The organism is Microbacterium wangchenii, assembly GCF_004564355.1.
Classification (GTDB): Bacteria; Actinomycetota; Actinomycetes; order Actinomycetales; family Microbacteriaceae; genus Microbacterium; species Microbacterium wangchenii.
Genome location: NZ_CP038266.1, coordinates 1,243,518 through 1,256,943 on the forward strand (window position 1 = coordinate 1,243,518; position 13,426 = coordinate 1,256,943).

Sequence of the window (13,426 nt, forward strand, 5' to 3'; positions counted from 1 at the left end):
GCGACGGTGCGGTCAGGGAGAATCTCCCCCTCGCCCGTCCCGCTGTCAAGGGCGGGGGCCCTGCCGTCAGCGGCGCTCGTGGGGGAGGACCTGGCGGATGCGCTCGAGGGGGTTGGCGGCGGGGGCCTCGTTGTACACGCCGGCCAGTTCCTGCCCGGACAGCGCATGGATCGCGGCCATGATCTCGTCGGTGGCTGCCCGGCGCGCACGCCCGGAGGAGGCCGATCCGTGGGCGGTGAGGTCGATGGGCTCGCCGAACTTCACCGTCACCCGCTGGCGCAGAGTAGGGAAGCGCGCGCCGACGGGCATGACGACGTCCGTGCCGATCAAGCCCACGGGCACCACCGGAGCGCCCGTCTGCAGCGCCAGGAACGCCACGCCGGTGCGCCCCTTGTAGAGCCGGCCGTCCAGCGAGCGGGTGCCCTCGGGGTACAGCGCGACCGCGCGTCCCTCCTCCAGGAGGCGACGCTGCTGGTCCAGGGCGTCCAGGGCCGCCTGCCCGGCGCCGCGTTCGACGGCGATGGCGCCGATGGCGGTGAAGAACTGCCGTGACGCCCACGACTCGAAGTAACTCGACTTCGCCAGGAAGTGCACCGGCCGGGGGGCGGCGATGGGGATCACGACGGAGTCGATGAAGGAGAGGTGGTTGCTCGCGAAGATCACGGGGCCCGTGCGCGGCACGAGCGAGCGGCCGACGATGTGCGGCCGGTAGATCAGGCGCGCCAAGGGCGCCACCACGCCTCGACCGAACGCGTACGCCGCGCCCACGCGCTTCATCGGGAGGGTGTCGGGACTGTCGGCGGGGGGTCGGCCTTCCTCGATCGTCACCCGACGAGGCTACTCCGCGTTTCATTCTCCGCCGGGCATGTCCTTCTCCCAGGCGATCCCTAGGCCGGATGCGCCAGGATGGGAGCCCCCTGTCTCTTCGGAAGGTCTCCCCGTGCGCATCCGCTCATTCGCCACCGTGTCGCTGCTCGCCGCGGCGGCCGTCGTCCTCGCCGGCTGCTCGGGCGGATCGGCGCCGGAGGAGAGCCCCACCGGGACACCCGGAGACCTGTGCGCCGCGGCGGCCCCCTCCGGTGCCGTCTCGGACGCCGTCACGGTGGAGGGCGAGATCGGTTCGCCGGCCACCGCCACTTTCCCCGCGCCCCTCGACGTCGTCGAGCTGGAGCGGACGGTCGTGACGGAGGGGTCGGGCGACGAAGCCGCCGCGGGCGACTACGTCGCGTACGCGCTGACCGCGTTCGATGCCGCGAGCGGCGAAGAGCTGGCGGCCGCAGGCTACGACGCACCGCTGCAGCCTCAGCAGATCTCCCCGGAGAACCCCCTCGGGCAGGTCCTCGGATGCGCCACGGCCGGTTCGCGCGTCGTGGCGGCGCTGCCCGGCGACGGCGGCCAGAACGGCGCGCAGGTGTACGTGTTCGACGTGCTCGAGGTCACTCCGGAGTCGGAGTGGTGCGTGGCGGGGGAGTTCTCCGGCGACGCCCCCACGGTGACCTTCGACGAGGCCGGTGCCCCGGCCGTCGGCATCCCGGCGAGCGATCCGCCCGCGGAGGTCGCGGTGCAGGTGCTCACCGAGGGTGACGGCGAGACCGTGCAGGCCGGCGACGCGGTCGAGGTGAACTACACCGGAGTCAAGTGGTCCGACGGCTCGACCTTCGATTCCAGCTGGGAGCGCGGCGAGCCCGCGGCGTTCACGACCGACGGTGTCGTGGCCGGTTTCCAGCGCGCGCTGGAAGAGCACACCGTCGGCTCGACGGTGCTCGTGTCGATGCCCCCGGTGTGCGGCTACGGCGAGAAGGCCTCGTCGCAGCACGAGCTGGCCGGGGAGACCCTCGTCTTCGTCGTGGAGATCCTCGCCACCGAACACGCGGGCCAGTAGCCTGCGGCACGGTCGGTAGGCTGAGCGGATGCGGCGCGTCCTCGTCCTCGGATCCACCGGCTCGATCGGCACCCAGGCCCTCGAGGTCATCCAGGCCCACCCGGAGCGGTTCGAGGTGGTGGGGCTGGCGGTGGGCAGCGACCGCGACGGCATGCGCGCGCAGGCGGAGCTCTTCCGCGTCGAGCACACCGCCGTGGGCGCCGCGGAGGCCGAGCAGCTCGTCCGCGACGTCGAGGCCGACGTCGTGCTCAACGGGATCACCGGCTCCGTGGGCCTCGGCCCGACCCTGGCGGCGCTGGAAGCGGGCCGCACGCTGGCGCTGGCGAACAAGGAGTCGCTCATCGTCGGCGGCGATCTCGTCACCGCCCTCGCCCGGCCCGGTCAGATCGTGCCGGTGGACTCCGAGCACTCCGCCATCGCGCAGGCCCTGCGGTCGGGAGAGCCGAGGGAGGTGCGCCGGCTCGTGCTCACGGCATCCGGGGGCCCCTTCCGCGGGAGCGATCGCGCCGGACTCGCCGAGGTGACCCCGGCCGAGGCGCTCGCCCACCCCACGTGGGACATGGGGCGCGTCGTCACGACCAATTCGGCGACGCTGGTGAACAAGGGCCTCGAGGTCATCGAGGCGCACCTCCTGTTCGACGTCCCCTACGACCGCATCGACGTCGTCGTGCACCCGCAGTCGGTCGTGCACTCGATGGTGGAGTTCATCGACGGGTCGACTCTCGCGCAGGCCTCGCCGCCGGACATGCGCCTGCCCATCTCACTCGGGCTGGACTGGCCGCACCGGGTGGAGAACGTGGGGCGCCCGCTGGATTGGACCGCGCCCACGTCCTGGACGTTCGAGCCGCTGGATACCGAGGCGTTCCCTGCCGTGTCGCTGGCCAAGCAGGTGGGGCGCGTCGGGCGCACGTATCCCGCGGTGTTCAACGCCGCCAACGAGCAGGCCGTGGATGCGTTCCACGAGGGGCGGCTGAGCTTCCTCGGCATCCTCGACACCGTCGAGCGGGTGGTCGAGGCGCACGAGCCGCCCGATGCGCTCAGCCGGGAGTCCCTGGCCGACGCCGAGGCGTGGGCCCGCGCCGCCGCCGACCGGGCGATCTCCGCCGCATCCTGAACCCGCGCCTCGCCGAGAGTGCATCAGCCCGGCGAGAGTGCACCGGATTCGATGCCGTTTCGCCGAGATGGTGCACTCTCGCGTCAGAGTGGCGAGGTGAAGGGGCGCTCGGGATCGGAGGACGGGGTCGCGTCGTCCGGATAGGGGACCGGCCACGTCGGGTCGGGGACGGGCCAGCCGGCCGCCCGCAGCGCCCGGCGGGCGAGCTCACGCGCCGAATACGGCGTGCGCCGCCCGCGGATGTCGCGGTAGTCCTGGTGCCCGGGGCCGGCCCACAGGATCGCGTCGCCCTCGCCCACGAGCGCGACGGCCTCCACGATCGCGCGCTCGGGCGGGGAGAACTCGTGGATCTGCGCATCCGGACGTGCGCGCAGGGCGCCTTCGCGCAGGGTCGCGCGGATGGAATCCGGATCCTCGAAGCGCGGATGGTGATCGGTGAGGACCAGGATGTCGCTGCCCTCGACGGCCGTGCGCCCCATATCGTGCCGCTTCGTGGCGTCGCGGTCGCCGTCGGCTCCGAAGAGCATCAGCACCTTGCCCGGCGTGACGCGGCGGACCGCGGCGAGGGTCTTCTCGAACGCATCGGGGGAGTGCCCGAAGTCGACGTACACCGCCGGTCCGCGCTCGCCCGAGACCAGCTGCGTCCGCCCCGGCAGGTGGGCTTGGATGCGGTCACCGTCCAGCGCCGCGGCGATCCGCTCCCACGCGTAGCCGGCCTCGAGGATCATGACGATCGCCAGCCCCGCGTTGGCGGCCATGTGCCGCCCGATGACGGGGACGACCGTGGTGAGCGTGCGCCCGTCGCGCGCGCTCAGGCGGAACTGCGTCCCCGTGGGCCGCTCGTCCAGGATCTCCACGACCCAGTCCGCGGCCGCGGCCGCGTCGGGGTCGGACGCGAGGGCGGGCGTGCCCACCGTCACCGTCGGGACCTCGCTGCGGGCCACGACCTCCGCACCCGGCTCGGTGTCGATGCACACCACGGCGCGGCGGGCGCGGTCGGGGCGGAACAGCGGGAGCTTGGCCTCGAAGTACTCGCGCATGTCGGCGTAGTCGTCGAGGTGATCGTGGGTGAGGTTGGTGAATCCGGCGACGTCGAACACGATGCCGTCGACGCGGCGCCGGCTCAGCGCCTGCGCGCTCACCTCGACCGCCACCGCTTCCACTCCGCGCTCGCGCATGAGGGCGAGGAGCGCGTGCATCTCGTACGCCTCGGGCGTCGTCAGCCGCGACACGATCACGTGGCCGGCGATGTGCCGTTCCGCGGTCGAGGACAGTCCCGTGACCACGCCCAGCTGCCCGAGGATCCCCTCCAGCAGGTGCGAGACGCTCGTCTTCCCGTTCGTGCCGGTCGTTCCCAGCAGCAGGGGCAGCGTGTCGTCGCGACCGGTGCGATACACCCACGCCGACAGTTCGCCGAGGATGCCGCGGGGGTCCTCGACCAGGACGACGGGGAGCCCGCCCGCCTCCGCTGCATCCGCGCCGGCTGCGTCGGTGACGATCGCGACCGCGCCCTTGTCCGCGGCCTGAGCGGCGAACTCCGCGCCGTGGCGGTTCACGCCCTGCACGGCGACGAAGACGTCACCGGGCCGCAGGTCGGCGGTGGCGAGGGTCAGGCCCGACAGGCGGACCCCGGCGGTGTCGCCGCGCACGCCGATCGCGAAACGCGCCACGAGCTCGTCCAGCGTGTGCTGGGGCGGCGCGTCGGGTCGGAGGACGGGAGGGAGGGAGGAGGGCGCATCGGTCGGCATGGCGACTCCATCCTCTCACCGCCCGCACGAGATCGCCCGTCCGGTGCCAGGCGGGCGATCTCGTACGCCACGACGGGGAGATTCACCCGGTCGCGGTCGCCGGTGGGGTGGATGCGGTCGCTTCGTCCTCGTCGTGGGTGCCGTGCTTTGCCTTGTCCTCGGGGCTGCGGCGGTCCCAGCCGGGACGGCGGAGGGCGTAGAACACCAGCGGCGGCGCACCCAGCACGATGATGACCAGGCCCACGATCCACGGATACACCTCCGGGGAGAACGCTGTGAACCCCGAGGGCGGGATGAACGCGAGGACGAAGGCGGCGAGGCAGCCGACGAACCCGACGCCGGCGACGAGGTTCATCGCGGGCACGCGGTACGTGCGCGTGACGTTCGGCTCCTTCCGGCGCAGGACGATCGCGGCGGCGAACATGAGCATGTACATGATGAGGTAGATCGCCGCCGCCATGTCGACGAGCGCGACGAACGCGGCGCTGACGTTGGGCACCACGACGAAGATCGCCGCCAGGATCGTCACGATCGTCCCCTGGAGCATGAGGATGCCGGACTGGACGCCCGCCTTGTTGCGCTTCTGCAGCGCCGGAGGCAGCAGCCCCGTCTCGGCCGCGGCGAGCAGGCCCTTCGAAGGACCGGCGATCCACGTGATGACGGAGGCCAGGGCGCCCGCCGCGATCAGCGCCGAGACCACCGCGGTTCCCCAGCCGAGGTCCCACTTGTCGAAGTAGGCCTGGAAGGCGAGCATGATGCCGTTGGTGAGCCCCAGTTCCTTCTCCGGCACGGCGATCGAGATGGCGATCGTCGGGAGGATGAACACCAGCAGGATCAGGATCGAGGCCAGCAGCACCGACCGCGGGTATCCCTTGCCGGGGTCCTTCATCTGGTTCACATGCACCGCGTTGACCTCCATGCCCGCATAGGCGAGCACGTTGGAGACGATCAGCACGATGGAGGCGATGCCGGTGAACGGCGGGATGATCGCGGAGGCATCCAGCGGCACCTCGCTCTTCTGCCCCGTGCCCAGCCAGATGAAGCCGAAGATGATGAGCAGCACGGCCGGCAGCAGCGTGCCGAGGATGCCGCCCCACGAGCCGAGTTTGGCGAACAGGTTGCCGCCGCGCAGCGTGATGAGCGTCGAGCCCCAGTACAGCACCAGGATGACGATCGCGGTGAACAGCCCCGAGTTCGACAACGACGGGTCGACGAAGACGAAGGCCAGGGCGGCGGCGATGAAGGCGATCTGCGTGGGGTACCAGACCACGTTCTGGATCCACTGGAGCCAGACCGCCGTGAAGCCCCAGCGGTTGCCGAACGCCTCCCGCACCCAGACGTAGACGCCGCCCTTCCAGCCCGTGGCCAGCTCGGCGGCCACGAGCGCCGTGGGGATGAGGAACAGCACGGCAGGGATGATGTACAGCGTGACGCTTCCCAGCCCGTACACGGCCATCGCGGGGAGCGAGCGCAGACTCGCCACCACCACGAGCGTCAGCAGTGCGAGCTGGCCGACTCCGAGATAGTTGACGACGGTGCTGCGGGGGGCGAGCGGATGATTGGACGCGGCGCGGGCCGCGGCATCCGCTGACTGCTTCGATGTGCTGGACATGTCCTCGCCTCAGTGGTGGAACGCGGGGTGCTGACCCTCGACGGGCATGGCCGACTCGAGGGCGTCGAGGTACGCCGTCTCGGTCTCGATGCTCTCGAGCAGCTCGGCGGCCAGGTCCATGCTCAGCCCGTTGCGGACCACGATGCGCTGCACCGTGAGGTCGCTCAGGTCATCGGGCATGGGATAGGCGGGCACGAGCCAGCCCTTCATGCGCAGCCGGTCCTGCAGGTGGTAGAGGTTCCAGTTCTTGGTGTGCCCCTCTTTCAGATACCACGCGAAGACAGGGATGTCGCTGCCGTCGTTCCACAGCTCGAAGGCACCGATCTTGGCGATGCCCTCGGCGAGGTACTTCGCGACGTCTTGCGACGCCTGCTGCACGGCGCGGTAACCCTCGAAGCCGAGGCGCAGGAACATGTAGTACTGCAGCAGCACCTGCGCGCCGGGTCGGGAGAAGTTCAGGGCGAAGGTCGGCATCTGCCCGCCGAGGTAGCTCACCTCGAACACGAGGTCTTCGGGCAGCCACTGCGTGTGGCGCCACACGACCCAGCCCAGGCCCGGGTACACCAATCCGTACTTGTGACCGGACGTGCTAATGGAGTGCACGCGTTCGAGACGGAAGTCCCACACCAGATCGGGCTGCAGGAACGGCGCGATCATCGCGCCGGATGCCCCGTCCACGTGGATGGGGATGTCGAGCCCCTTCTTGGCCTGGATCTCGTCCAGCGCCTTGGCGATCTCGGCCACCGGTTCGTACATGCCGGTGTAGGTGACGCCCATGATCGCCACGACCCCGATCGTGTTCTCGTCGACGTACTTCTCCAGGTCGTACCCGTCGAGCGTCTTGTGCTCCATGCTGATCGGCACGAAGCGGGGCTCGACGTCGAAGTAGTTGCAGAACTTCTCCCAGCAGACCTGCACGGCGGAGGACATCACCAGGTTGGGCTTGGACGTGTCCTTCCCGGCGACCCGGCGGGACTGCTGCCAGCGCCGCTTGAAGGCGAGGCCGCCGAGCATGCAGGCCTCCGACGAGCCGATCGTGGAGGTGCCGATGCTCTGCGATGCCTCCGGCGCATTCCACAGGTTCGCGAGCATGTGCCAGCAGTTGTCTTCGATGGCCGCCGTCTGCGGGTATTCGTCCTTGTCGATCATGTTCTTGTCGAAGGACGCTTCGTACACCTGCTTGGCGTCTTCGTCCATCCACGTGCCGACGAAGGTGGCGAGGTTCAGGCGGGAATTGCCGTCCAGCATCGTCTCATCGTCGACGATCTGCTTGGCGGTGTCGGGGAGGGATTCCTCCTGGGGGATGACGTGGCGTGCGGCGATGGTGGCCTCGCCCGGCCGCGCGAACCGCGGCGTCGTCTCGTTGTCGTTCTGCGGTGAAGTCATGGCTCTCTCCGAATCTGGTCGCTCGACTCGGCGCGAGCGTATGCCGCATCCGCCGGCGCCAACAGAGACTTCGGTCACGGCCAATTCCTAGGGCGCCGCCGGTACGGTGAGGCTGTGGAAGTGATCGCCTTCGTCGTCGGCGTGCTCGTCATGGTCGTCGGGCTGGCGGTGTCGATCGCGCTGCACGAGATCGGCCATCTGGTGCCCGCGAAGAAGTTCGGCGTCCGCGTCGGCCAGTACATGATCGGCTTCGGGCCGACGCTGTGGTCCCGCCGCATCGGCGAGACCGAGTACGGATTCAAGGCGATCCCGCTCGGCGGCTACATCTCGATGGCGGGGATGTATCCCCCCTCCCCGCGCGAACGCGAGGCGGCGCTGGCCGGGGAGCGCTCCGGGCGTGCGGGCGGAGGCTTCTTCGCCACGATGGTCCAGGATGCCAGGGCCGCCAACGACGAGACCCTCGTCGGCGACGACGACGATCGCGTCTTCTACCGCCTGCCGGTGTGGAAGCGCGTCATCGTGATGCTGGGCGGGCCGCTCATGAACCTCGTGCTGGCCGTCGTGCTGTTCGTGCTCCTGTTCAGCGGAATCGGGATCCCCACCGCGACGACCACGATCGCCTCCGTGAGCGAGTGCGTGCTCCCCGCCGGCACCGACCGCACCGACTGCAAGCCGTCCGACCCCCGCGCCCCGGCGGCGCAGGCGGGCATCCAGCCCGGTGACGTGCTGGTGTCGGTGGACGGCACGGCTGTCTCGACGTTCGCGGAAGCATCCGCGATCATCCAGGACCACCCCGGCGTGCCCCTGCGCGTCGTGCTCGAGCGTGACGGTGCCGAGCAGAGCGTCACCCTCACTCCCGTGCGCACGAGCCGGGAGGTGATCGGCGACGACGGCGCGACCGTCATCGGACCCGATGGCGCCCCGGAGACCGAGGAGGTCGGCTTCGTCGGCGTCGGCGCGCAGGTCACCCACGTCGCGCAGCCCGTGTGGGCGGGGCCGCAGGCGGCGTTCGAGAACGTCGGCGCCGTGGCGGGGATCATGACGCAGCTGCCCGTGCGGGTGTGGGACACCGCCGTCGACCTGTTCACGGGCCAGGAACGCGATCCCAACGGTCCGCTCAGCGTCGTGGGCGCGGGACGGCTGGCCGGCGAGGTCGCCGCCACGGACGCGCCGGTCCTTGACCGGGTCGCGAGCCTCATCGGGCTGCTGGCGTCGCTGAACATCGCGCTGTTCGTGTTCAACCTCATCCCGCTGCTGCCGCTGGACGGCGGCCACGTCGCGGTGGCGCTGTGGGATGGCATCAAGCGCGCCTGGGCGAAGCTGTTCCGGCGGCCCCCGCCGAAGCCCGTGGATGCGACCAGGCTCGTGCCGGTGACCTTCGTGGTGGTCGTGCTGCTGATCGGGATGGGGGCCGTCCTCATCCTCGCCGACCTGTTCAACCCGGTGTCGCTGTTCTGATCCCGCCGGAATCGGCGGAGATGTCGAAATCGCTCTGGCCCGTTCGCTGACGGGGTGGGAAGGTTCCCACAGAGCGAAGGAGACTCCGATGAAGTACGTGATCATGTTCGCCTCCGATCCCGAGCTGGACGCGGCTCAGCCGCCGGAGCGCGTGCAGGAGGACTACGCCCGGATCTACCGGTGGTTCCAGGACAACGCCGCGGTCATCGACGAGGGCGGGGCGGAGCTGCAACCGGTGGAGACGGCCACCACGGTGCGCCACGACAGCGGCGATGTCATGGTCGTGGACGGACCGTTCTCGGAAGCCCGCGAGGTCATCGGCGGATTCAGCATCATCGACGTCCCGGACATGGATGCCGCGATCGCGCTCGTGAAGACGTGGCCATCGCTGAGCATGCCCGGCAGCTGCGTGGAGATCCGACCGATGGTCACCGACTACAGCCAGTTCGAATGACCGCCCGCGCTCCGGCCGGCCCGCGCGGCGGGCCGGCCGGAGCGCGCCCGTCCGACGCGGCGCTGGCGGAGGGACGCTGGCCGAGCGGGTCGCGCCTCCCGCTCGCCCCGCGACGTTCACCTTCCGACCGGTCGCGCTCAAGTCCGAACTCCTCAAGACCGGTGCCTTCGGCGTCGTGAGGGGTGGTTTCCGCCGCATCCACGCGCGGATTTGAGGAGTTCGGTCTGGCGGCGCCGGGTCGGCCAACGGATCGTGCGCGTACGCGGGTGGTCGCATCCGCGCTGCGGGCAGAGCCGGAGGCGCTCGGGGCCCGGTCGCGCTCAAGCCCGAACTCCTCAAGGCCGGTGCCTTCGGCGTCGTGAGGGGTGGTTTCCGCCGCATCCACGCGCGGATTTGAGGAGTTCGGTCTGGCGGCGCCGGGTCGGCAACGGATCGTGCGCCGGAACCGCGCCGCAACGACGCCGAACGGCGGCTGCTGCGCACGCGCCTGCCGGAATGAGGCTACGACAGCGCGTGCGCGACCAGGCGCTCCAGCGTGCGCATGCCGTCACGCGAGAGGATCGACTCCAGGTGCCCCTGCACGGAGGCGTAGCCGGGGCCGCGCAGCGCGTACACGTCGCCGCTGTCCGGATGCGCGGCCACCTCGGTCTCGCCCACGCTCGCCGTTCCCGCGGGCACGCGCGCGGTGAAGGTGTTGTAGAAGCCGATCGAGGCGGGCTCGCCGAACACGTCGACGTTCAGCTGGAGACCCTGGTGAGGGCGGGCGAGCGGCGCCAGCCCGAGCCCCAGCGCATCGGCGAGGATCTGGTGGCTCAGGCACACCGCCAGCAGCGGGCGGCCCGTCCCGCGGCGATGAGCCACGACCTCGCGCATCCGCCGCATCCGCGCGCTGTCCGCATCACGGGGATCCCCCGGGCCCGGTCCCGCCACGACCAGGGCGGCCGCCGCCACCTGCGCATCGGTCACCTCTCCCCACGGGAGGATCCTGACCTCGAGCCCCAGGTGGCGCAGCTGGTGGGCGAGCATCGTGGTGAAGCGGTCCTCCGCGTCCACGACGATCGCATCGAGGCCGCGGAACGGCCCCGCCGGGGCGCTGTCCTGCGGTTGGAGCCAGAACGCGGCCAGCCTGCTGTTGCGCGAGGCGAGCAGCTCCGCGATGGCAGGGTCGTCGGCGAGGACGCGGCGCCGGCCGGCCGGCGCATCCGGGTCCGGTGCCGGCACGTCACGGGGGATCGCGCCGATGGCCCCCAGCACGCCCGCCGCCTTGCCATGGGTCTCGCTGACCTCGCCGTGCGGGTCGGAGTGGCGCACGAGCGTCGCCCCCACGGGGACGCGCAGGCGCCCCTCCTGCAGGTACGCCGTGCGGATGAGGATGGGTGCGTCGAGGTCGTGCGTGGCCCCGCCCTGCTCCGCCGATGGCGTGAACAGCGCCGCGACGCCGGAGTAGTACCCGCGGGGCGTGGTCTCGTGCCGGGCGATCACCGCGCAGGCGTTCTGCATGGGTGAGCCGGTGACGGTGGGCGCGAACATCGTCTCGCGCAGGATGTCCCGCGGGTCCAGGCGGCTGCGCCCGCGCAGCATGTACTCGGTGTGGGTGAGCCGCGACATCTCCTTCAGGTGCGGGCCGGTGATGCGGCCGCCGTCCGAGCACACCGCCGACATCATCTTGAGTTCTTCGTCGACGACCATGAAGAGCTCCTCGGTCTCCTTGGTCGACTCGAGGAACTCCGTCAGGGTCTCCGCCGTGGCGCCGCCGGCGGGGTGGCGGAAGGTGCCGGAGATCGGGTTCATCGTCACGACCCCGCCGCGTGCGCTCACGTGCGCCTCCGGGCTGGCCCCCACCGCGACGTGCCCGTCGGTCACGACTGCGAACGTCCAGTACGCCCCGCGCTCGTGCTCGAGCAGGGCGCGGAACCACGTCAGCGCCGCCACGCGCGGGTCGGTGCCGACGGCCGCGGTGAAATCGCGCCGGATGACGAAGTTCGCCCCCTCGCCGCGGCCGATCTCGTCGGCGATGACGCGGCGGACGATGTCGGCGTACTCGTCGTCGGCGATGTCGAATCCGGCATCGATCAGGGGAACCGGGTCAGCCGGCAGAGCGGCGAGGACCTCGGCGCGGGGGAGTGACACGTGCTCGTCCACGATCAGGCAGCGCAGCGGTGCGCCGTCGTCGTGGCTGACGAAGCCGCGCTCGCGCACCTGCCGGTACGGCACGAGTGCGAGCACCTCGCGGGCGCGGCCGCTCGCGTCCTCGAGCGGGATGTCGGCGAGGAGGGGGACGTCCACGACGTCGCCGGTGAGCACCTCGACGGTCTCGGGATCGCGGGCGAGCAGGGCGAAGGGCGCGCTGGCCTCGGCGAGGCGGCGCAGCAGGAGCGGGATGTCGGGCCGGTTCATCGTCGGTCTTTCGTCGGGGGGCGGCCGCCCAAACGAAGAAGACCGCCCCGAGGGCGGTCTGTCACACGAAAGACACCGCCTAAACGGTGAGCCACCAAGTGCGGTTCGCGGACATGCGCCGAAGGTACCACACGCCCGCTCCGAGCCGGCGGTCAGCACGGCGGCGTAGGCTGAAGGCGTGCCAGCAGTGAACATCGGGATGCCTCGGATCCCCGAGGTGCTCGCGCCTCGCCGCAAGAGCCGTCAGATCCGCGTCGGCAAGGTGCTCGTCGGGGGTGACGCTCCCGTGAGCGTGCAGTCCATGACCACCACGCCCACCACGAACATCAACGCGACCCTGCAGCAGATCGCCGAGCTGACCGCATCCGGGTGCGAGATCGTGCGTGTCGCGGTGCCCAGCGCCGACGACGCCGAGGCGCTGCCGATCATCGCCAAGAAGAGCCAGATCCCGGTGATCGCCGACATCCACTTCCAGCCGAAGTACGTCTTCCAGGCGATCGACGCCGGGTGCGCCGCCGTCCGGGTCAACCCCGGCAACATCCGCCAGTTCGACGACAAGGTGGGGGAGATCGCCGCTGCGGCCAAGGCCGCCGGTGTGTCGCTGCGGATCGGCGTGAACGCCGGTTCGCTGGACAAGCGCCTGCTGGAGAAGTACGGCAAGGCCACACCGGAGGCGCTCGCCGAGAGCGCGCGGTGGGAGGCATCCCTTTTCGAAGAGCACGACTTCCACGACTTCAAGATCTCGGTCAAGCACAACGACCCGGTCATCATGGTCAAGGCCTACCGGCTCCTGGCCGCCATGGGCGACTGGCCGCTGCACCTGGGCGTCACCGAGGCGGGCCCCGCCTTCCAGGGGACGATCAAGAGCGCGACGGCCTTCGGCATCCTGCTCTCGGAGGGCATCGGCGACACCATCCGCGTGTCCCTCTCCGCCCCGCCGGCTGAGGAGGTCAAGGTCGGGCACCAGATCCTGCAGTCGCTGAACCTGCGGGAGCGCAAGCTCGAGATCGTGTCGTGCCCCTCGTGCGGGCGGGCGCAGGTGGACGTCTACACCCTCGCCGACAACGTCACAGAGGGCCTGAAGGACATGACGGTGCCGCTGCGTGTGGCCGTCATGGGATGCGTCGTGAACGGTCCGGGTGAGGCCCGCGAGGCCGACCTCGGCGTGGCATCCGGTAACGGGAAGGGCCAGATCTTCGTGAAGGGACAGGTCATCAAGACCGTGCCGGAGTCCGAGATCGTCGCCACCCTCATCGAGGAGGCCAACCGCATCGCCGACGAGATGGGCCCCGACGCTCAGATCGGGACGGCGCAGGTCATCACCGCCTGACCCGGAAGGCCCGGTCCTCGCGTCGGTGCGATGGCGGTGCGTCCA

General features: G+C 70.7%; 10 protein-coding genes. 5 read left to right on the top strand and 5 right to left on the bottom strand.

Going from position 1 to position 13,426, the window contains the following annotated elements:
• Positions 1–66 precede the first annotated feature (66 nt).
• Positions 67–777, bottom strand: a complete 711-nt coding sequence (locus E4K62_RS05820) for a lysophospholipid acyltransferase family protein (protein WP_135070984.1) — start codon at positions 775–777, stop codon at positions 67–69.
• A gap of 163 nt (positions 778–940) precedes the next feature.
• Here E4K62_RS05820 and E4K62_RS05825 point away from each other — a divergent pair, with 163 nt between their 5' ends.
• Both E4K62_RS05825 and dxr read left to right on the top strand, forming a co-directional pair.
• A complete protein-coding gene (locus E4K62_RS05825; protein ID WP_135064768.1) occupies positions 941–1,882 on the top strand; it encodes an FKBP-type peptidyl-prolyl cis-trans isomerase in 942 nt (313 codons plus the stop codon).
• A gap of 28 nt (positions 1,883–1,910) precedes the next feature.
• On the top strand, positions 1,911–2,996 hold the full coding sequence (gene dxr, locus E4K62_RS05830; protein ID WP_135064771.1) for a 1-deoxy-D-xylulose-5-phosphate reductoisomerase: 1,086 nt from the start codon (positions 1,911–1,913) through the stop codon (positions 2,994–2,996).
• Between the two features lie 83 nt (positions 2,997–3,079).
• On the opposite strand, the gene E4K62_RS05835 is transcribed toward dxr, so the two are convergent.
• From E4K62_RS05835 to gad, 3 genes are all read right to left on the bottom strand, one after another.
• Positions 3,080–4,744, bottom strand: a complete 1,665-nt coding sequence (locus tag E4K62_RS05835; RefSeq protein ID WP_135064774.1) for a Mur ligase family protein — start codon at positions 4,742–4,744, stop codon at positions 3,080–3,082.
• Positions 4,745–4,826: 82 nt separating this feature from the next.
• On the bottom strand, positions 4,827–6,356 hold the full coding sequence (gadC, locus tag E4K62_RS05840) for a glutamate/gamma-aminobutyrate antiporter GadC (RefSeq protein ID WP_135064777.1): 1,530 nt from the start codon (positions 6,354–6,356) through the stop codon (positions 4,827–4,829).
• 9 nt (positions 6,357–6,365) lie between these two features.
• Positions 6,366–7,742 carry a glutamate decarboxylase gene (gene gad, locus E4K62_RS05845; protein WP_135064780.1) on the bottom strand — a complete coding sequence of 459 codons (1,377 nt, stop codon included), beginning with the start codon at positions 7,740–7,742 and terminating at the stop codon, positions 6,366–6,368.
• 114 nt (positions 7,743–7,856) lie between these two features.
• On the opposite strand from gad, the gene E4K62_RS05850 reads away from it, so the two are divergent.
• Positions 7,857–9,200, top strand: a complete 1,344-nt coding sequence (locus tag E4K62_RS05850) for a M50 family metallopeptidase (RefSeq protein WP_135064783.1) — start codon at positions 7,857–7,859, stop codon at positions 9,198–9,200.
• An 88-nt stretch (positions 9,201–9,288) separates the two neighbouring features.
• Positions 9,289–9,654 carry a YciI family protein gene (locus tag E4K62_RS05855; RefSeq protein WP_135064786.1) on the top strand — a complete coding sequence of 122 codons (366 nt, stop codon included), beginning with the start codon at positions 9,289–9,291 and terminating at the stop codon, positions 9,652–9,654.
• 501 nt (positions 9,655–10,155) lie between these two features.
• Here E4K62_RS05855 and E4K62_RS05860 read toward each other — a convergent pair.
• Positions 10,156–12,051 (bottom strand): anthranilate synthase family protein, encoded by a 1,896-nt coding sequence (locus E4K62_RS05860; RefSeq protein ID WP_135064789.1) that lies wholly within the window; start codon positions 12,049–12,051, stop codon positions 10,156–10,158.
• A 199-nt stretch (positions 12,052–12,250) separates the two neighbouring features.
• On the opposite strand from E4K62_RS05860, the gene ispG reads away from it, so the two are divergent.
• Positions 12,251–13,381: a flavodoxin-dependent (E)-4-hydroxy-3-methylbut-2-enyl-diphosphate synthase gene (gene ispG, locus E4K62_RS05865; protein ID WP_135070987.1), complete on the top strand. Its 1,131-nt coding sequence runs from the start codon at positions 12,251–12,253 to the stop codon at positions 13,379–13,381.
• Positions 13,382–13,426 lie beyond the last annotated feature (45 nt).

Excerpts from the sequence above, each read along its gene's own strand:
- E4K62_RS05855 (WP_135064786.1), top strand. The coding sequence starts at position 9,289 with ATGAAGTACGTGATCATGTTCGCCTCCGATCCCGAGCTGGACGCGGCT.
- ispG (WP_135070987.1), top strand. The coding sequence starts at position 12,251 with ATGCCTCGGATCCCCGAGGTGCTCGCGCCTCGCCGCAAGAGCCGTCAG.
- E4K62_RS05835 (WP_135064774.1), bottom strand. The coding sequence starts at position 4,744 with ATGCCGACCGATGCGCCCTCCTCCCTCCCTCCCGTCCTCCGACCCGAC.
- gad (WP_135064780.1), bottom strand. The coding sequence starts at position 7,742 with ATGACTTCACCGCAGAACGACAACGAGACGACGCCGCGGTTCGCGCGG.
- dxr (WP_135064771.1), top strand. The coding sequence starts at position 1,911 with ATGCGGCGCGTCCTCGTCCTCGGATCCACCGGCTCGATCGGCACCCAG.
- E4K62_RS05860 (WP_135064789.1), bottom strand. The coding sequence starts at position 12,051 with ATGAACCGGCCCGACATCCCGCTCCTGCTGCGCCGCCTCGCCGAGGCC.
- E4K62_RS05820 (WP_135070984.1), bottom strand. The coding sequence starts at position 777 with ATGAAGCGCGTGGGCGCGGCGTACGCGTTCGGTCGAGGCGTGGTGGCG.
- gadC (WP_135064777.1), bottom strand. The coding sequence starts at position 6,356 with ATGTCCAGCACATCGAAGCAGTCAGCGGATGCCGCGGCCCGCGCCGCG.